16 protein-coding genes are annotated in these 17628 nt (G+C 68.4%); 10 read left to right on the top strand and 6 right to left on the bottom strand.

The genetic code is table 11. The features are described 5' to 3' along the window. Positions 1 to 18: 18 nt before the first annotated feature. The 3 genes from ABFX18_RS13220 to ABFX18_RS13210 form a co-directional block, all read right to left on the bottom strand. Positions 19 to 975 carry a LysR family transcriptional regulator gene (locus tag ABFX18_RS13220; RefSeq protein WP_090146598.1) on the bottom strand — a complete coding sequence of 319 codons (957 nt, stop codon included), beginning with the start codon at positions 973 to 975 and terminating at the stop codon, positions 19 to 21. Positions 976 to 1045: 70 nt separating this feature from the next. Then, entirely contained in the window at positions 1046 to 2392 is a 1347-nt protein-coding gene (locus tag ABFX18_RS13215) for a class I SAM-dependent RNA methyltransferase (protein WP_346058568.1), read from the bottom strand. A gap of 71 nt (positions 2393 to 2463) precedes the next feature. Further along, positions 2464 to 2736: a GlsB/YeaQ/YmgE family stress response membrane protein gene (locus ABFX18_RS13210; RefSeq protein WP_090146600.1), complete on the bottom strand. Its 273-nt coding sequence runs from the start codon at positions 2734 to 2736 to the stop codon at positions 2464 to 2466. A gap of 350 nt (positions 2737 to 3086) precedes the next feature. Between ABFX18_RS13210 and ABFX18_RS13205 the strand changes: the two genes are divergently transcribed. Beyond that, a complete protein-coding gene (locus tag ABFX18_RS13205; protein ID WP_090147413.1) occupies positions 3087 to 3734 on the top strand; it encodes a Maf family protein in 648 nt (215 codons plus the stop codon). 15 nt (positions 3735 to 3749) lie between these two features. On the opposite strand, the gene ABFX18_RS13200 is transcribed toward ABFX18_RS13205, so the two are convergent. Continuing rightward, the gene (locus ABFX18_RS13200; protein ID WP_346058567.1) at positions 3750 to 5444 is read right to left on the bottom strand and encodes a PucR family transcriptional regulator; all 1695 of its coding nucleotides are present in this window, start codon (positions 5442 to 5444) and stop codon (positions 3750 to 3752) included. 184 nt (positions 5445 to 5628) lie between these two features. On the opposite strand from ABFX18_RS13200, the gene ABFX18_RS13195 reads away from it, so the two are divergent. Beyond that, positions 5629 to 7113 (top strand): CoA-acylating methylmalonate-semialdehyde dehydrogenase, encoded by a 1485-nt coding sequence (locus tag ABFX18_RS13195; RefSeq protein WP_346058566.1) that lies wholly within the window; start codon positions 5629 to 5631, stop codon positions 7111 to 7113. A 13-nt stretch (positions 7114 to 7126) separates the two neighbouring features. Next, positions 7127 to 8515 (top strand): aspartate aminotransferase family protein, encoded by a 1389-nt coding sequence (locus ABFX18_RS13190; RefSeq protein ID WP_200330149.1) that lies wholly within the window; start codon positions 7127 to 7129, stop codon positions 8513 to 8515. A gap of 77 nt (positions 8516 to 8592) precedes the next feature. Here ABFX18_RS13190 and ABFX18_RS13185 read toward each other — a convergent pair whose 3' ends face one another. After that, a complete protein-coding gene (locus ABFX18_RS13185; RefSeq protein WP_346058565.1) occupies positions 8593 to 8988 on the bottom strand; it encodes a RidA family protein in 396 nt (131 codons plus the stop codon). Between the two features lie 22 nt (positions 8989 to 9010). After that, positions 9011 to 10465, bottom strand: a complete 1455-nt coding sequence (locus tag ABFX18_RS13180) for an FAD-binding oxidoreductase (RefSeq protein WP_346058564.1) — start codon at positions 10463 to 10465, stop codon at positions 9011 to 9013. Positions 10466 to 10584: 119 nt separating this feature from the next. Here ABFX18_RS13180 and ABFX18_RS13175 point away from each other — a divergent pair, with 119 nt between their 5' ends. The 7 genes from ABFX18_RS13175 to ABFX18_RS13145 all read left to right on the top strand — a co-directional run bounded on the left by ABFX18_RS13175 (position 10585) and on the right by ABFX18_RS13145 (position 17603). Next, positions 10585 to 12267: a hypothetical protein gene (locus ABFX18_RS13175; protein ID WP_346058563.1), complete on the top strand. Its 1683-nt coding sequence runs from the start codon at positions 10585 to 10587 to the stop codon at positions 12265 to 12267. Further along, positions 12264 to 13010, top strand: coding sequence for an IclR family transcriptional regulator (locus ABFX18_RS13170; protein WP_090146613.1), 747 nt, complete (start codon positions 12264 to 12266; stop codon positions 13008 to 13010). The genes ABFX18_RS13175 and ABFX18_RS13170 overlap by 4 nt, the downstream gene beginning before the upstream one ends. A gap of 29 nt (positions 13011 to 13039) precedes the next feature. Next, complete coding sequence (locus tag ABFX18_RS13165) at positions 13040 to 13735, top strand: hypothetical protein (protein ID WP_346058562.1); 696 nt, start codon at positions 13040 to 13042, stop codon at positions 13733 to 13735. Between the two features lie 15 nt (positions 13736 to 13750). After that, positions 13751 to 14746 carry a dipeptidase gene (locus ABFX18_RS13160; protein WP_346058561.1) on the top strand — a complete coding sequence of 332 codons (996 nt, stop codon included), beginning with the start codon at positions 13751 to 13753 and terminating at the stop codon, positions 14744 to 14746. Further along, the gene (locus ABFX18_RS13155) at positions 14743 to 15579 is read left to right on the top strand and encodes an ABC transporter ATP-binding protein (RefSeq protein WP_346058560.1); all 837 of its coding nucleotides are present in this window, start codon (positions 14743 to 14745) and stop codon (positions 15577 to 15579) included. The genes ABFX18_RS13160 and ABFX18_RS13155 overlap by 4 nt, the downstream gene beginning before the upstream one ends. Then, a complete protein-coding gene (locus tag ABFX18_RS13150; protein WP_090146621.1) occupies positions 15576 to 16424 on the top strand; it encodes an ABC transporter permease in 849 nt (282 codons plus the stop codon). Before ABFX18_RS13155 ends, ABFX18_RS13150 begins: the two co-directional genes overlap by 4 nt. A 66-nt stretch (positions 16425 to 16490) precedes the next feature. Continuing rightward, complete coding sequence (locus tag ABFX18_RS13145) at positions 16491 to 17603, top strand: ABC transporter substrate-binding protein (protein ID WP_346058559.1); 1113 nt, start codon at positions 16491 to 16493, stop codon at positions 17601 to 17603. Positions 17604 to 17628 lie beyond the last annotated feature (25 nt).

The raw sequence follows: 17628 nt of genomic DNA, 5'->3' as shown, positions 1-17628 counted from the left end.
AGACCGAGCAAGCCGCGTCTAATGGGAAGTTTCGTTGCCGCCGATCGACGGAGTCGATGTCTGCGCACGACCCTGGTAGATATCCCGGCACACTTCGATGAAGGCCTGGGCCTTGCGCGTCGAGGAGATGTCGCGTCGCTGCACCAGCGAGACTTCGGTGGGAGGAAACTCGTCGGAGAGCCGAAGCGGGACGACGCGTTTGCCCGAGTACGTCAGGCTCTGGTCGAGCCACTGGTTCAGGATCGAGTACCCGTGACCGCGGGCGACGTACGAGCGCACGGTCTCGTATCCGAGCGAGACGTGCCTGATGCGCGGTTCGAGGCCGAGCTGCCTGAAGAGGCGCAGGTAGTAGTCGCCGGTGTGCGGCAGATTGAGGAGGATGAAGGGATCTGCGGCGAACTCGCGCAGGCTAACGACGGATCGCCCCGCGAGCGCCTGCGCTCGCGCTTCGGGCACGATGACGTGCGGCGGCACACGGTCGATGACGGTGCGCGCGAATCGGTCGTCCACGCCGAGGTCGTACATCAGCGCCACCTCGCAGCGGCCGTCGTGCAGCGCCTCCTGCAGGCTGCCCTGGTCGCCCTCGAAGAAGGTGAGCTGCACTTCGGGGTACGCGGCCTCGAACCGGTCGAGAATCTCGGGGGCTCGGAACGGGGCGAGCGGAGCGTAGATGCCGACCGTCAGCTCGCCGGAGAGCGCTTCGCTCGCCGAACGCACGGACGTCGCGAGCATCTCGGCTTCCTCGAGGAGCGCGGGGCCGCGAGCGAGCAGCGCCCGCCCGGCCGGCGTCAGCTGCAGCCCGCGCCCTCGGTCGCGCGTGAAGAGCTCGACGGCGAGCTCGCGCTCGAGCTGCGAGATGGCGCTCGACAGCGTCGACTGCGTCACGCTCAGCTCGGAGGCCGCCGCCGTCATGTTCTCGAGGCGCGCGACCGCGCTGAAATAGGAGAGCTGCACCAGTGTGAACGCCGTCGTCATGTTCCCATGATCGCAGCGAACGATTTCAGCGCGGTTGCGGTCGAGCGGATGCCCGGGTGCGCGACGGCGGTCAGGCTCGCTGGAAGACCGCCAGCGACTCGAAGTGATGCGTGTGCGGGAAGATATCGAAGGCCCGGAGTCCGGTCAGTTCGTAGCCGGCGTCGCGCAAAGATCTCGTGTCGCGGGCGAGGGACACGGGGTCGCAGGCCACGTAGACGATGTTCATCGGTGAGAGTTCGACGAGCTGCGCGGTCACGCCGTTGCCCGCGCCGGAGCGGGGCGGGTCGAGCACGACGGTTCCGCGCCGCAGGCGATCTCGCACCGGTGCTGACGCCTTCAGCAGGTCCGCGAGGTGCCGATCGACCCTGGCGGTGTGCGCGAGTGCGCCGACGAGGGATGACAGATTCTCTGCAGCATCCTCGGTCGCGGCGGCATCCGACTCGACCGTTGCGATCTTCACACCGGTTCCAGCGGCCTCGGCAACGGCAGCGGCGAGCAGCCCCGCACCGCCGTACAGGTCGAGGTTGCCAGCTCCCGGCTCGAATCGACCGTCGGCGATGAGATCGGAGACGGCATCGCGCACGGCCGTGAAGAGCACCGCCGGTGCCGCGCGGTGCACCTGCCAGAACCCTCCGGCGCGCACGAGGAATCCGCGATCCTCCACCCACTCGTGGATCGGATCGCTCGCGCCGGAGCGCTGACTCTCCCCGCTGAGCGTGAGGAGCATGCGCGGATCGTCGCCCGACGGGTCGACGAGATCGACGGTCTCGACGCCCGGCATGAGGTCGGCGAGCGGCGCGATCTGGTTGACGCCCTCGGTGGCGAGCGGCAGGGACTCGACGGGGATCACGCGACGGCTGCGCGCAGCGTACGGGCCGACGGCCCCGGTCTCGGGATCCACGTGCAAGCGCACGCGCGTGCGATAGCCGAGACCCGTATCGGCCTCTGGTTCGTCGGTCTCTTCGTCGATGAACGACGGGGGCGGTTCGACGATCTCGGCGAGTGCGCTGGCCAGATCATCGTCGCCCTCGGCCGCGAACTCGACGCCGCCGAAGCGGCTCATCGCATCCGCGAGGACTTCGGCTTTGAGTGATCGTTGGCGTTCGAGCGAGATGTGGCCGAACTCCGCGCCACCTGCGCGATCCTCTGGAGCTCGGGAGATCGAGGCTTCGGCCCAGATGTGCTCACGGCGATCGGCTGAGGCGTCGAGCACCTCGACGGTCGTCGCGCGAGCGAACGACTTCTTCTTCGCGTCGGTCACGAGGGCCCGGACGCGTTCGCCCGGGATGGCGTCAGCCACGAAGACGACGCGACCCTCATGACGCGCGACACCGACACCGCCGTGAGCGATGCCGGTAACGACGAGGTCGACCTCTGCGCCGGGTTCGAGCGGGGCTGAGCTGTGCAATGCAGTCATGCCTTCATTCTCCCATTGCGCGAGGCCGACCTCGTGCCGCGGCGCGTGCGCGCCGCCATGCTGCGGCGGAATTACGCCGCGCGGTTGCCCTTGCGACCGGTGATCAGGCCCCAGATCAGCAGCACGACGATTGCGCCGCCGATTGCGACCAGCCAGGTCTCGATTGAGAAGAACTCACCGAGGTCAGCGCCGAAGAGCAGGCTTCCGAGCCAGCCTCCGACGAGTGCGCCGATGACGCCCAGGATGAGGGTGGCAATCCAGCCGCCGCCCTGACGACCCGGCAGGATGGCCTTCGCGATAGCCCCTGCGATCAGCCCAAGCAGCAAAAATCCGAGGAAACCCATGAGAACTCCTTCCGTTCACGGGGAGGCACGGTGCATCCCCATGAGCACAAGGTACGTCGGTTCCGGGCACATCGAATAGGGGGTTGTCGTCGCCGAAGGTGCTGGTGTAGCGCGCGCACGTATATCAGCCCTCGGGTCCGCTCCCACGCGGTGCCTCGGGCTTCCAGCGGCCGATTCCTTCCTCCCTCCGCAGTGTATGCAGGGGATCTGAGTGTGTACAGTGCGTATCTCGGGAATTGGCAGGGCGCCCTGGAGATCCCCTGCGCGACGGTCATCGCCGGTGGTGCGCCCACCGGCGGGCCTCGGCTCGCGCCGCGGATGCGACCGGCGCGAGCTCTAAACTGCAGGGCATGCGTCTCTATCTCGCGTCCACCTCACCCGCCCGACTCTCCGTGCTCCGCGGCGCGGGCATCGAGCCGGTGTGCTTCGCCCCCGACGTCGATGAGGAGGCCGAGGTCGCCGCCCGCGAGGCGGAACTCGGCAGGGCGCTCACGGCCCCCGAGCTCACCGAGCATCTGGGCCGGCTCAAGGCCGAGGACGTGGTGCGCCGTCACGGGCCCGACGGCACGGGCGAGATCGATGGCCTTGTGCTCGGCGGCGATTCGATGTTCTTGCTCGACGACGAGATCCTCGGGAAGCCGCACCGGCCAGAAGTCGCGCTCGCACGGTCGAAGCAGCATCGCGGACGCACCGGCGTGCTCCATTCGGGGCACTGGCTCATCGACTGCACCGCGGGGGCAACGAGAGCCGCGGCCGGCGCGGTCGACACGGCGACCGTGACACTGGCGAGCGACCTCGCCGACGCCGAGCTCGAAGCCTACGTCGCTACGGGAGAACCGCTCGAACTCGCAGGCGGCTTCGCGATCGACGGCCTCGCCGGAGCGTTCATCGAGCGCATCGAAGGGGCTCCGAGCTGCGTGATCGGGCTCTCGCTCCCGGCGCTGCGCCGGCTCGTCATCGAACTCGGGCACGAATACCCCGGCCTGTGGCGCGACTGAGGCGGTCGCGCTCGGTTAGTCGCTGCGCGCGAGCAGCGCGACGGTGAGCGCCGCGATCGTCGTGCCGTCGGCGAGATCGACGCCGAGCAGCTCTTCGATGAGCGCGAGGCGCTGGTAGAAGACGGATCGCGATAACCTCGCGCGCTGCGCGGCGAGCGAGCGATTCGTCGGGTGCGCGAGATACGCCCGCAGCACGAGCAGGAGATCGCCGCTGTGCCCGGGCCCGGAGCCGGAATCATGCGCGATGACGGGGCCGAGGGCTTCGGAGGCGAACTCCTGCACCTCCGGCGTCGCCGACAGTCCGCGCACGAGGTAGGCGAGCGCCTGCCGTTCGGCCTGCTGCACGGTGACTCTGCCGGCCGCGGCAGTCGGTCTCAGACGCCCGGCGGCCCGCACGCGTTCGAGCGACGTGATGAGCGAGCGGACGCCTCGGCCGGAGGCGCCGAGACCGAGGTGCGCGCGCCACCCCGGGGGCGTCGGGGAAGGGATGAGCATGTCGAGTTCGCGCGCCAGCCGAACGGCGAGCGGCGGTGCGGATCCCGACTCGGCGACAGCCGAGATGCGGGGGTCGTCGGCGGGAAACGAGAGGAGCGCGAGCAGCGGAGTGCGATCGTGTTCGCCTGCGGAGGTGCGGGAACCAGCAGAGGGCGCCGCGTCGTCGGTCGGATCGGGGACGAGGATCACGCGGCCCTCCGGGGCGACCGCGCGTCGCAGCGCCGTCTCGAGCACGGCGCGTTCGAGCGAGGAGTGACCGCCGAAATCCTCGGTGCCGCGCAGAGTCGCGCCGAGCAGCACTCGCCCGTCGATCGGGAGACCGGCAGCCGCGAGCTGCGTCGCGAGTTCGGTGTCACTGCGGTAGCGACCGTTGAGGAGAGCGTCGAAGAGGCGCTTGGAGCTCAATCGCAACCACTGCTCCCCGTCGGGGTCGGCGAGCTTGCCGAGCGCGAGCGCGAACGCTCCGAGTTCGAGCACGGTGCGTCGACCGGCTGCGTGCGGCGGCCCGGGGAGTGCGGAGAGGCGGCCCCACCGCTTTCCCTGCGCCTCGACGGCGACGGAATCGGCGCCCGCGGGCAGCGCCTCCGGACGCGTCGCGGCCCACGGGGCGAGCGCCGCCTGGGGGAGGAGCTCGCCCCCGGCCCAGGCGACCACGCGGCCAGCGGAATCCTCGAGCACGACCGGAGCGTCGAGGGTCTCGGCGAGACGCTCGACGACGTAATCGACCGGGCTGCGATTCAAGCCGAGCTCCGTGAGCATCGTGTGCACATCCGCGCGCGCCGCGAGCGCTTCCGTCTGCGCCGCGAGCACGCGCTGATGCACGCGCTGCGTGATCTGCACGAATCGCACTTCGCGGCGCAGCACGATCAGCGGGATGGCGTGGCGCTCGCACGCGCTCGCGAGCTCGGCCGGCGCGGCGTCGAAGTGGGCTCCGAGCTCGAGGATGGCGGCTGCCGGGTCGGCCGCGACCACCGCCCGGGCGAGAATGTCGAGTGCGTCGTGATCGGTCGGCCATCCGGCCCCGGTCGTGAGGATCAGCTCGCCGCCCTCCAGCAGTGCGATGGCGCCGGCGCCCGCGACGACGTGCGCCCAGCGAATCGAGCGATCGAGCCCTGCGCGGCCCGCGACGAGCTCGGGGGCGCCGGCCTGCAGCTCGGGAAGCGCGAGCGCATCCGCGACCGTCACCGGGGTCGCGTCCGTCCGTGTCTCTGTCATATCGAACAGATTGTACGGGAGCGAGCGAAATCGTGGATGGAATGCCGTCGATCACGACGAGCGGTGCTGTCACACTGGGTCGTGGCGGAGTCCTGGATTCCGAACAGATTGCCCGGAACGCGGTGATCACTCACACAGCGGCACACGCGGACGCGGGTGCACTCAGCAGAAAGCAGGCGAACGCATGGCACGCATCCCCCACGTCATCGGCGGCGAAAAGGTCGACACCGCGGAGCGCACCCAGCCGGTGTACAACCCGGCGACGGGCGAAGCGCAGCACGAACTGAGCATCGCGTCGGTCGAGACCGTCGAGCAGGCCATCGCAGCGGCGCAGGAAGCGCTGCCGAAGTGGCGCCGGACGAGCCTCACGAAGCGCGCAGACGTCTTCTTCAACCTGCGTCAGCTGCTCAAGCAGCGCACCCCGGAACTGGCTGCGATCGTCACCAGCGAGCACGGCAAGGTGCTCTCGGACGCTGCAGGCGAGATCGCGCGCGGCCTCGAGAACGTCGAGTTCGCATCGGGGCTGCTCCACCTGCTCAAGGGCGAGCGCGACGAGCAGGTCTCGACCGGCGTCGACGTGCACTCCATCAAGCAGCCAGTGGGCGTCGTCGCAGCGATCACCCCCTTCAACTTCCCGGTCATGGTGCCGCTCTGGATGATCGCGAGCGCCATCGCCTGCGGCAACACCGTCGTGCTGAAGCCCTCCGAGCGCGACCCCTCGGCCTCGGTCTTCATCGCGGATCTCTTCCGCGAGGCCGGCCTGCCGGACGGTGTGCTCAACGTGGTCCACGGCGACAAGGTCGCGGTCGACACCCTGCTCGACAGCAGCGACGTGAAGGCCGTCTCCTTCGTTGGCTCCACCCCCATCGCCAAGTACATCTACGAGCGCGCAGCCGCCAACGGCAAGCGCGTGCAGGCGCTGGGCGGTGCGAAGAACCACATGCTCGTCATGCCCGACGCGGACATCAACGTCACCGCAGACGCCGCGATCTCCGCGGCGTACGGTTCCGCCGGCGAGCGCTGCATGGCGGTCTCGGTCGTCGTCGCGGTCGGCGACGTGGCGGATCGCCTCATCCCCGAGCTCACCAGCCGCATCGCGAACCTCACGATCGGCAACGGCACGGATCCCGCATCTGAAATGGGACCCCTCATCACCCGCGAGGCCAAGGAGCGCGTCGAGGGATACGTCGCCGGAGCAGAGGCCGAGGGGGCGACCGTCGTCGTCGACGGCCGTCAGGCGCAGTTCGAGGGCGACGGATTCTTCACCGGCGTCTCGCTGATCGACCACGTCAAGACCGACAGCAAGGTGTACCTGGAGGAGATCTTCGGGCCGGTGCTCGCCATCGTGCGCGTCGACAGCTACGCGGAGGGCCTCGAGCTCATCAACTCGCACCAGTTCGGCAACGGCACCGCGATCTTCACCCGCGACGGCGGTGCCGCTCGTCAGTTCGAGTTCGAGGTCGAGGCCGGCATGGTCGGCATCAACGTGCCGATTCCGGTGCCCGTCGGCGCCTTCTCCTTCGGCGGCTGGAAGGACTCGCTCTTCGGCGACTCGCACATCTACGGCCCCGAGTCGATCAACTTCTACACGCGCTCGAAGGTCGTCACCACGCGCTGGCCGAACCCCGACCAGTCGAAGATCGACCTCGGCTTCCCGAGCAACCACTAAGGAGCGGTTCTTCATGAGCGACTACATCGACCTCAACGGCGCCGAGCAGAGCTTCGGCGACACCGAGGCGCAGCGCGAGGTGCGCGAGAACGATCGCCAGTACGTCTTCCACTCGTGGTCGGCGCAGGGCGCGATCAACCCGCTGCCGATCGCGAAGGGCGAGGGCGTGCGGTTCTGGGACTACGACGGCACCGAATACCTCGACTTCTCGTCGCAGCTCGTCAACCTGAACCTCGGCCACCAGCACCCGGGGCTCGTCAAGGCGATCCAGGATCAGGCCGGCCGCCTCGCGACCATCCAGCCCGCCATGGCGAACGACGTGCGCGGCGAGCTCGCCAAGCGCATCGTCGAGCACTCCTTCGAGGGCGCCCGGTCGGTGTTCTTCACCAACGGCGGCGCTGATGCTGTGGAGTACGCAGTGCGCATGGCCCGCCACCACACGGGGCGCCAGAAGGTGCTCGCCCGGTACCGGTCGTACCACGGGTCGACGTCGACGGCGATCACGCTGACGGGCGAGCCGCGCCGCTGGGCGAACGGCACGCTCGACGCCGGCGTCGTCCACTTCCACGGGCCCTACCCCTACCGCTCGGTCTTCTACTCGGAGACGCCGGAGCAGGAGACGGAGCGGGCGCTCGCGCACCTGCGTGCGACGATCGAGCTCGAGGGGCCCGCGACCATCGCGGCGATCATCCTCGAGAGCGTGACCGGCACGAACGGCATCCTCATCCCGACGCCCGGCTACCTCGCGGGCGTGCGCGCCCTCTGCGACGAGTTCGGCATCCTGCTCATCGCCGATGAGGTCATGGCCGGTTTCGGTCGCACGGGCCACTGGTTCGCCTTCCAGGCGTTCGACGTGCACCCCGACCTCGTGACCTTCGCGAAGGGCGTGAACTCGGGCTACGTGCCGCTGGGCGGCGTCGTCATCTCGGAGGCCGTGCACCAGACCTTCGACCAGAAGCCGTTCCCCGGCGGGCTCACCTACAGCGGACACCCGCTGGGCGCGGCTGCCGGCGTTGCGACCTTCGACATCTTCGAGGAGGAGGGCATTCTCGAGCGCGTGCGCGACCTCGGAGAGCGCGTCGTCGGGCCCCGCCTGCGCGAGATCGCGGAGAAGCATCCCTCGGTCGGCGAAGTGCGCGGCACCGGGCTGTTCTGGGCGATCGAGCTGGTGAAGGATCCCGACACCCGCGAACCGCTCATCCCGTTCAACGCGGCGGGTGAGGCTGCCGCTCCGTTCAACGCGGTGGTCGCGGCGTGCAAGCAGGCAGGTCTCTGGCCGTTCGCGGCGGGCAACCGACTGCAGGTGGCTCCTCCGCTGATCATCTCGGAGGAAGATCTCGTGAAGGGTCTCGACATCATCGACGAGGCGCTGAACGTGGCCGACGGGTACGTCGGCGAGTAATTCGAAACAGCAGCGCCCGCCGCCCCGGCCGGGGCGGCGGGCGCTGCTGCGTGCGGGCCCTCCTGGCGCCGGGCTGCTCAGCGAGCCCGCGCTGCCGCGATCGCGGTGACCTCGACGAGCATCTCCGGCCGTGCGAGCGCGGCGACCCCCACGAGGCAGCGCACCGGGCGGGTGCCCTCCGGCATCATCTCTCGGTAGACGGCGTTGAACGCATCGCGGTTCGCCGAGATGTCGCACAGGTGGATGGTGAGGTGGGCGATGCGGTCGAGCCCGGATCCGACCGCGGCGAGCTTGGCCTCGAGGCGCGCGAGTACGCGCCGGCTCTGCGCGTCGATGTCCCCGGTGACCTCCCCGTTCGCGTCGACGGGAATCGCGGTGGTGAAGGCGAGATCCCCGATGACCGTCGTTTGAGCGGAGAGCGCCGCCCCCGTGTCTTCGGGAATGCGGATGAGAGGTGCTGCTGCTGTGGTCACGATGCTCCTTGCTGGTGGGATGTCAGAACGCGGTTCCGGGATTCATGAGCGAGTGCGGATCGAGTGCCAGTTTGATGCTGCGGTGCATCTCCATGACGTCCTCGCCGAGGTCGAGCGCTGCGTACGCGCGCTTCAGCGAGCCGATGCCGTGCTCGCCGGAGACGGTGCCGCCGAGCGACAGCACCGTGTCGACGATCGCCGCCATCGCCGTCTGCAATCGCTCGCGCGCCTCGTCGTGATCCGCGTCGCCGACTTCGTCGACGAGCAGTACGTGCAGGTTCCCGTCTCCGAGGTGGGCTGCGATCCTGCTGCCGGTGCGTTCGAACCCCGAGGCGATCGAGCGGATGCCGGCCACGGCTTCCGCCAGGCGGGGGAGCGGCACGGAGACGTCCTGCGGCAGAACGGGCCGAGCGCCCGATGCGCTGACGAGCGCCTCGGCCGTCGGAGGGGTGCCTGCGGAACGCACGGCTGATCCTCCGCGGCGCACCGAGAGCACGCCGTCGAGATCGTCCGGCGACACCGTGTGCGTGCGTGCGCCGGCGGCTGCGAGCAGGTCCAGGAGCGCTGCGTGCTCCGTTTCGACGGCCGAGCCGTCCACCTCGATCATGAGCAGCGTCGGGTCGGCGCCCCACTCCGAGACCGGGCCGAGCAGCGGCGAGAGGGGCCCGGTGTCTCGCGCCAGGAGCGCGCCCGCGTCGAGCAGCTCGCACATGCTCGGCGTCAGGGTGTCGAGCACGCGGCCCGCGAGGGCGATCGCTTCATTCGCCGAGCCGAGGGCTGCGAGCGCGAGGCGGGATTCGACGGGGATCGGGCAGAAGGTGATGCCGACGCCGACGATGACGCCGAGCGTGCCCTCCGATCCGATCATGAGGTGCGTGAGGTCCAGGCCGGTGACGTCCTTGATGACGCGATGCCCGACAGTGACGAGCCGCCCGTCTGCGAGCACGACGTCGAGTGAGCGGATCCACCGCTCGGTCACCCCGTACTTCACGCACCGCAAGCCGCCCGCATTGGTCGCCACCGTGCCCCCGAGTGTCGCCCGGGAGACGCTTGCTGGGTCGGGAGGGTAGAACATGCCGTGCGGTGCGAGCATCTCGCCGACTTCTGCAACGGTGAGCCCCGGACCGAGGTGCGCGTAGCGGCCGGCGATGTCGAGTTCGTGGATGGAGCGGATGCCGGAGACGTCGATCACGAGGGATGGCACGACCGGGACGGCGCCGCCGACGAGCCCGGTTCTGCCGCCCCGCGGCACCACGGGAAGACCGTGCCGGGCGGCGAGGGCGACCGCCGTCTGGACCTCTGCGGCGCAGCGCGCTTCGACCACGAGACTGGCGGGCGCCGACGTGATCGGCGACTCGTCTCCGAGCTCCTCGATGCGTGCGGCGATCCGTGCACGGGAGCCGAGCTCTGGTGCGTGCGAGGTGATCGCATCGAGCAGGCGCGCGAGCACCGCATGAGCTGCTGCGGTGGCGTGCATCGTCGGCTTCTCCCTGTTCTTCTTGGCATCGGATGCATCGCATGCTAGCATCGCCCGTATTGCAGAACAAGATGGCGTCTGTTAATACAAGACAGCAGCCACCGAGCCCGAGGAAGTGCATGAAGAACCGTCAGGTCGAGACCCGTGGCCGCGCAGCCGAGATCGTCATGAACCCGCGCCGCCTGGGGGCGCTGCAGCCGGGCCGCCTGAGCGCGGCGCGCAGTCTGTACGCGAAGATGATCCGGGAGCACTGGCGCATCGAGCTCGTCTCGGCCGACATCGATCGCGTCGGCTCCGGCCGCGTGCTCTACCGCATCGAAGCCGATGGTCACGTGATGCACGTCGTGGCGTTCTCGGAAGAGCCCCAGATGGTGGACCGGAGCCCGCGCATCATCGGCTCGAGCTGGGACATCGTCGGAGCGCTCATCGACGGAGAGGTGAGCGACGCCGAGCTGGAGGACACCCGCACGGCGATTCCGCGGCTCTACGCCGGGCGGGCGACACCCGAGACACTCGTCTGGTTCCGCGCCAACCGCAGCATCCGCGTATTCGATCACGTCGTCGAAGCACTGGCGGCGGGGCAGCAGCCCGACGTCGACCGCATCGCCGAGGTCGGGTACCTGCTGCGCAACACCGGACTCGACGGCAACGGCACCTTCGGCACGAAGGACTTCCAGAACTACGGCCCCGAGCACCCGCTGGCGATCCCGTACTCCGCGCAGCTCTTCACCGCGTACATGATGCGCGAGATCTCCCTCGACCTGGTGAACCTCATCGCCCGCGCCCGCAGTGCGGAGTCCGTCGAAGCGGACGTCACGACGCGGGGAAGCCTCGCGGTCGGCAACGGTTCGGCGCTCGGGCTCGTCCTCCTCACGATGAATCGTCCGCAGCTGGTGAATGCGTGGATCAGCGGCTACGAGGGCCTGCTGGCCGACGTGCTCGAGCAGCGCATCACCCCGGACGTCTTCGCACGAGTCGACGAGCTGCTGCGCGAGGCGATCACCTTCAAAGAGCAGGATCGCACGGACTACGGCGTCTTCCCGTCGGGAGAGGCGGTCGCGGTCGATCTCGCCCTCATCCGACGCATGCTGCGCAAAGCGGAGGGCGCGCACGCCGCCGGAATCGCCATGACACTCGGCGAAGTGTCGCGGTCGATTCCGACCACCGTGACCCCGGACGCGCAGGAGATGTTCCATTCCCTCCTCCTCGAGCTCGCACCCGTCGAGCAGGTGATCGAGGCGACCCGCGCGCTCATCGTCGACGAGCGCAAGCAAGCCGACCCGACGGCCACCGTCGCCGACCTCTCCGCGCAGATATCGCGCGGCTACGCGTGGGTCTCGGAGTTCGCGGTCGCTCCGCACGAGGATCGCTCCCGCATCTGGTACAAATCCCGCAACTCGGAGGAACCGCGCAGCGGCCCGGTCGCGGAGGTGCCCGACCGCACGAACGATCTTGCGATCGACCTGATCGGCGGCGTTCGCGAGTTGCAGCACGCGCTGAGCGACGCGGCACCGAGCGAGCGGATCGGGCGATTCCTCGCGAGGCATCCGCAGCTCGGCCAGATCGTCGGCTACGTGCAGGCGACGGCCGACCTGCCCTATGCGACGCCGCACATGGACGTGCGCGACGACCGATTCGTGCCCGCCTACATCATCCGGCTCTTCAACGCGTTCTGCTACGGACTCGATAAGACCCGCGACGTGCACCAGCGCAATCTCCGCGGTCTGATCTTCGAGAACGCCCACTTCAGCAGAGATCTCGGTCTCGAGGCACGTGACTGGCGTTGGGCGGTCAGCGCATGAACGCGGAGGCCGGCGAGACGCAGGGACGCCAGAAGGCCGGCACTCCGGTGCTGCAGACGGGGATGAAGATGCTCGCCGCGATCGACATGCTCTCCAAATCGGAGGACGGGACCACGGTCTCCGTCTTCGCCGAGCGGATGGGGTGGGCGCGCGCCGCCGCGCATCAGTATCTGCAGACGGCCGTCGCGGCGGGATGGGCGTTTCAAGATGAGAGCGCCATGTACCATCTGAGCCTGCACGTGGCCGAGCTCGCGACGAAGGTGAACCCGGCGAAGGAGCTGAGGCCGGTGCTGCTGCCCGTCATGCAGGAGGCGGTCGCCGAGCTCGGCGCCCCCGTCTCATTCGCCGTGATGGAGCAGAGCAGCCCGGTGATCGTCGAGCGCGTCGAACCGGTCCGCGCGAAGTTCATCAGGCGCGGGTACGAGGCCAGGGTCTCCCCGAGGTCGTCCGCCTCCGGCCAGGTGCTGCTCGGATTCTCGGACGACGTCTACCGGGCGGTCGCCCGCGAGGCGGAAGTGCTCGACGATTCGGTGTACGAGCGCGTCAGACGACAGGGGTACGCGATCGTGCACTCCGAGTGGCTCGGCGATCTCATCACCGCCGTAGCGGTTCCCATCATGAAGGGCGGTGCGTGCGTCGGGGCGCTGAGCGTGATCACGGAGCAGGGGATCCTGCCAGACGACACCCTCATCACGACGATGCAGCGCGCTGCGAAGCGCATCAACAACGACCTCGCCGCGTAGCGGAGCAGCGAATAAGGAGAATGGCAGCAGTGGCTCTCGAAGTACAACAACGAAGTGTTCTCTCGGCCTTCGCTCACGACGATCCGGATACCCTCCCGAACACGGACCACATTCCGGCGCGCATCCGAATGTCTCGCCGCGAGCTCTCGCTGATCGTCGAGCGACTGATCATGGCGCTCGACTGCCCGCAGGGGATGTGGCCCGGCGTGCGCGATTTCGTGCTCGAAACGATCGCGGTCACCGGCGCTGCTGGGGTCGACGAATTCGAACGCGCCATCGCGGCTCGTGAACCGGGGCGCTCCTGGCTGAGCGCTCGTCTCACCCCGGACGGCATCGACGCCGGCGGTGAGAGCCTGCTGCTCGCCGGGGACGTGATCGTGAATGCGCTCCTCGCCTCGGCCGCCGACGATCCGGCGAAGCCCTTCGTCGTGACGGGCCTCGCATCGGTGATCGGGTATGCCGGGCTCGACGTGCGAGCGCGCTATCACGGGTACGCGCTGACCTCGCAGGCCGACCATGACGCAGGCACCCTTCGCGTCTCGATCGAGCGCTGCGACGCCGACCGCGACGCCGACGTCGTCCAGCTTCTGCGCGACGGCGTCGAGGTCTCGGGCGAGCAGTGGTGGCGCATCTACCAGCCGTCCAACTTCGCGCTGAGCGTCGAGTCCGAGCTTTCGCGCACGCACACCGGAGTGAGCGAAACGCTCCTCCACTATTCGGTCTGAACCCCGGGGGGAACCATGAATGTCGATAGTTTGATCTGCTCCCGGCTCGACCGCCGGGGCATCGAAGAGATCCGGGCGGGCGGTGTCGACGCGGTCACCGTGACCTGCGGATTCTGGGAGGACGCCATCGAATCCCTCGATGCGGTCGTCTCCTGGCGCGAGCTGGCCGATGCGAACAGCGACATCGCGCAGATCGTCGCGAGTGCAGCGGACATGCGCGAGGCCAGGGCCGCGGGGCGTCTCGGCATCGTCCTCGGATTCCAGAACAGCTCCTTCCTGCAGGGGCGCCTCGGGTTCGTCGAGGTGTTCGCCGACGTGGGTGTGCGTGTCGCGCAGCTGACCTACAACATCCAGAACGACATCGGGGGGAGCTGCTACGACCCGCACGACTCGGGCCTCAGCCGCTTCGGTGCGGAGGTCGTCGGCGAGATGAACCGAACCGGAATGGTCATCGACCTCTCGCACGTCGGCAACCGCACCTCGCTCGACGCCGTGCACGCTTCGAGCGTGCCGGTCGCCGTGACGCACGCGAACATCTTCGAGCTCGTGGAGCACCCGCGCAACAAGCCGCTCGAAGTGCTCCGGCCGCTCGTCGAACGCGGCGGGGTCATCGGTCTCACGACCTACCACAACCTCACGCGGGGCCGGATCGCGACTCCGGAGCTGTGGTCCGAGATGGTGGCGCGTTCCATCGATCTGCTCGGACTCACCGCCGTCGGCATCGGGACCGATGCGAACCAGCGCGGCACCGACGAGTACCGGGAATGGATGCGCCGCGGCCGCTGGAGCCGTCAGCCGCAACTGGGAGCATCGCCGCCGCCGGGGGTGGCGCCGTCCGAGCGCCCTGACTGGTTCAGCGGCCCGCAGGATTTCGGCCGTCTCGGAGCCGCCCTCGAAGCACGCGGGCTCGGCCGGGAGGAGCGCGAACTCGTGCTCGGAGGCAACTGGATGAATTTCTACACCCGGGTCATCGATGACGTCCGGGAGAAGCAGATGGGAGGGGTCGCATGAGTGCGTCACTAGCAGAGCGGACGCGACTGGGGGGAGTGAGCGTCGAGGGCGTATCGAAGATCTTCCGACGGAAGCGCCTCGAGATCCATGCGCTCTCCGAGACCAGCGCCGAGTTCGAGCAGGGCGAGTTCGTCTCGCTCATCGGGCCGAGCGGATGCGGCAAGTCGACGCTGCTGAAGCTCATCGCCGGTCTCGACTCCCCGTCGAGCGGTGAGGTGCGCGTCGGCGGAGAGGTCGTCTCGGGCACCCTCCCGACGGCGAGTGTCGCATTCCAGAAGCCGACCCTGCTGTCCTGGCGGAATGTGACCGACAACATTCTGCTGCCGATCGAGATCCGGGGCGGACGGCCGACGAAGGCCGACCGGGCGTACGCGTCGGAACTGATCGAGATGATGGGGCTCCAGGATTTCGCGTCGCACTACCCCCGCGAGCTCTCGGGAGGGATGGAGCAGCGCGCCGCGATCGCGCGATCGCTGATCACCCGCCCCGAGCTGCTGCTCATGGACGAGCCGTTCGGCGCGCTCGACGAGTTCACACGGGAAGACCTCAACGAAGAGCTGCTCCGGCTCTGGGGAGCCGAACCGAAGACCGTGATCTTCGTCACGCACAGCATCTCGGAGGCGGTGTTCCTCTCCGACCGGATCGTCGTGATGTCTGCCCGCCCCGGTCGCATCGTCGACGTCATCGACGTCGACCTCCCGAGGCCGCGCTCCGCGCGAACGAGGACCTCTCCCGAATTCAACGAACTCGTCAGGCGGGGCCGCGTGAGCCTCGAAGCCGCGAAGGCGGCCGGCGGACCGGCGAACGATGCAGAAGCAGGTGGCAAGTCATGAGTGCGACGAAGACGGAACTGATGCCCGTGCTCTCGGGCGACGAGGTGCGCAAGACGACCGGCCGCGAGGCGACCCTGCGGAGCGCCCTCGCCTCGACGAACGTGCGCGCGGTGATCATCGTGCTCGTGATCTTCGGGGGCGGCTTCTGGCTCTGGAATCTGAGCACCGAACGCGGCTGGGTGTCACCCCTGCTGCTGGCTCCGCCGGAGGCGGTCGGAGAGGCCCTCGCGCGCATGTTCTCGGACGGCACGATCTGGACGAACCTCGCGGCGACGGCGCAGATCACGATCCTCGGACTGACGATCGCCATCGTCCTCGCGCTGCTGATCAGCTTTCTCTTCGTCTTCTCCGAGTCGTTGCGCAAAGCCGTCTACCCGATGCTCATCATCATCCAGACGTTCCCGAAGGTCGCGATCGCCCCGCTGATCATCGCGGGCTTCGGATACGGCACGACACCGAAGGTGATCCTCGCCGCGCTCATGGCCTTCTTCCCGATTCTCGTGAATGCGCTGGTCGGCATGACGAACATCAACGGCGACCAGGTGAACCTCTTCCGGTCGGTGGGAGCGTCGAAGTGGCAGGTGATCCGCAAACTGCGCATCCCGAATGCGATCAGCTACCTGCTCCCGGCGCTCAACAGCGCCGCGGTGCTCGCGCTCATCGGCACGATCGTCGCCGAGTTCGTCTCCGCGCGCGAAGGAATGGGATTCGCGATTCAGGCGGCCGTGCAGACCGGCTCGGTCGGCACGACGTTCGCGCTGCTCTTCGTGCTCGGATGCTTCGGCGTCGCGATCTGGCTCACCATGGCGGCGCTCAACTTCCTTCTGCGCAAGTACCAGCGATAAGCGCTGGCACTCTGCACCACTTCGATCCACAGGCAATGTAGCCATCTCATAGAGGAGAACACCAGCATGAAGCAACACAGGATCACCGGAGCCGCGGCGTTCGCGGCGGTCGCAGCCCTCGCGCTCTCCGGTTGCGCATCGTCGGAGGGCGGCGCATCAACCGAGGGCGCGGCGGACCTGACGCCGATCACCTTCGCCGTCACCGACCAGACGCTCTCGGCCGCGACCGCGAGCTACGCGACCGTGCCGATCGATCTCGGCTACTTCGCAGACGAGGGACTCGACGTCACGATGCAGCCCGTCGAGACCGCGCTCTCGGGTGTGCAGTCCGTCGTCGCGGGCAACTCGGTATGCACGTACGCGTCCGTCGCCACGGCGCTTCCCACGGTGGCCGGCGATCCGTCGATCACCATCGTCGGATCGACGGCGGGCAACATGTTCCGAGTGGTCGCACCGAAGTCGAAGGGATTCACGTCGGTCGCCGATCTCGAGGGCAAGACGATCGGCAGCAACTCGGCGACGGCGACGGGCATCAACTACGCGATCGGCGGCATGGAAGCCGCCGGTGTGAGCGCGTCGAAGGACCAGTTTCTGCCCGTAGGGTTCGGCGCGCAGACAGCGCTCGCGTTCCAGCAGGGCGAGATCGACGCGTACTCGGCGTGGGACAGCCCGAACCTCGTCGTCGAGTCGCTGCTCGATGAAGAGCTCGTCAATCTCGACTCCGTGATGAACGACCTCAACGGCACATCCACGTTCGTCTGCTCCACCGAGGCCGTGGAGAACGACCCGGAGATGATCGCGGGGATCTGGCGCGCGTTCTACAAGGGCGCGGTCTTCGCCGAGGAGAACCCTGAGGCTTCGATCAAGCTGCACTGGGAGCGCTACCCCTCCGCGAAGCCGACCGAGGGCACTGACGAGGAGCAGCTCGCGCTCGCGGTGCGGCAGCTCTCGACGCGTCTCGAACTGACCGGCGGTCAGGGCAACTCGGGCCAGTACGGGTTGCAGACCGACGAGGACCTGCAGCAGATGGTCGATCTCCTGACCGAGTACGGCGTGATCGAGGGCGAGGCTGCCGACTACGACGTCGCCACGCTGTTCAACCACGACCTGACGGATCAGATCAACGACTTCGATCCCGAGGCGATCCGACAAGAAGCGAAGGAATACACGGCCGAGTAATGCGGGGATGCGCGTGACCGGCGCG

This window comes from Leucobacter alluvii (assembly GCF_039530485.1).
GTDB classification, from domain to species: Bacteria; Actinomycetota; Actinomycetes; order Actinomycetales; family Microbacteriaceae; genus Leucobacter; species Leucobacter alluvii.
This window is presented reverse-complemented; position numbering and strand designations above follow the sequence as displayed.

What these genes read in the sequence shown, in the direction of transcription:
- ABFX18_RS13220 (WP_090146598.1), bottom strand. Translation starts at nt 975, where the DNA reads ATGACGACGGCGTTCACACTGGTGCAGCTCTCCTATTTCAGCGCGGTC.
- ABFX18_RS13215 (WP_346058568.1), bottom strand. Translation starts at nt 2,392, where the DNA reads ATGACTGCATTGCACAGCTCAGCCCCGCTCGAACCCGGCGCAGAGGTC.
- ABFX18_RS13210 (WP_090146600.1), bottom strand. Translation starts at nt 2,736, where the DNA reads ATGGGTTTCCTCGGATTTTTGCTGCTTGGGCTGATCGCAGGGGCTATC.
- ABFX18_RS13205 (WP_090147413.1), top strand. Translation starts at nt 3,087, where the DNA reads ATGCGTCTCTATCTCGCGTCCACCTCACCCGCCCGACTCTCCGTGCTC.
- ABFX18_RS13200 (WP_346058567.1), bottom strand. Translation starts at nt 5,444, where the DNA reads ATGACAGAGACACGGACGGACGCGACCCCGGTGACGGTCGCGGATGCG.
- ABFX18_RS13195 (WP_346058566.1), top strand. Translation starts at nt 5,629, where the DNA reads ATGGCACGCATCCCCCACGTCATCGGCGGCGAAAAGGTCGACACCGCG.
- ABFX18_RS13190 (WP_200330149.1), top strand. Translation starts at nt 7,127, where the DNA reads ATGAGCGACTACATCGACCTCAACGGCGCCGAGCAGAGCTTCGGCGAC.
- ABFX18_RS13180 (WP_346058564.1), bottom strand. Translation starts at nt 10,465, where the DNA reads ATGCACGCCACCGCAGCAGCTCATGCGGTGCTCGCGCGCCTGCTCGAT.
- ABFX18_RS13175 (WP_346058563.1), top strand. Translation starts at nt 10,585, where the DNA reads ATGAAGAACCGTCAGGTCGAGACCCGTGGCCGCGCAGCCGAGATCGTC.
- ABFX18_RS13170 (WP_090146613.1), top strand. Translation starts at nt 12,264, where the DNA reads ATGAACGCGGAGGCCGGCGAGACGCAGGGACGCCAGAAGGCCGGCACT.
- ABFX18_RS13160 (WP_346058561.1), top strand. Translation starts at nt 13,751, where the DNA reads ATGAATGTCGATAGTTTGATCTGCTCCCGGCTCGACCGCCGGGGCATC.
- ABFX18_RS13155 (WP_346058560.1), top strand. Translation starts at nt 14,743, where the DNA reads ATGAGTGCGTCACTAGCAGAGCGGACGCGACTGGGGGGAGTGAGCGTC.
- ABFX18_RS13150 (WP_090146621.1), top strand. Translation starts at nt 15,576, where the DNA reads ATGAGTGCGACGAAGACGGAACTGATGCCCGTGCTCTCGGGCGACGAG.
- ABFX18_RS13145 (WP_346058559.1), top strand. Translation starts at nt 16,491, where the DNA reads ATGAAGCAACACAGGATCACCGGAGCCGCGGCGTTCGCGGCGGTCGCA.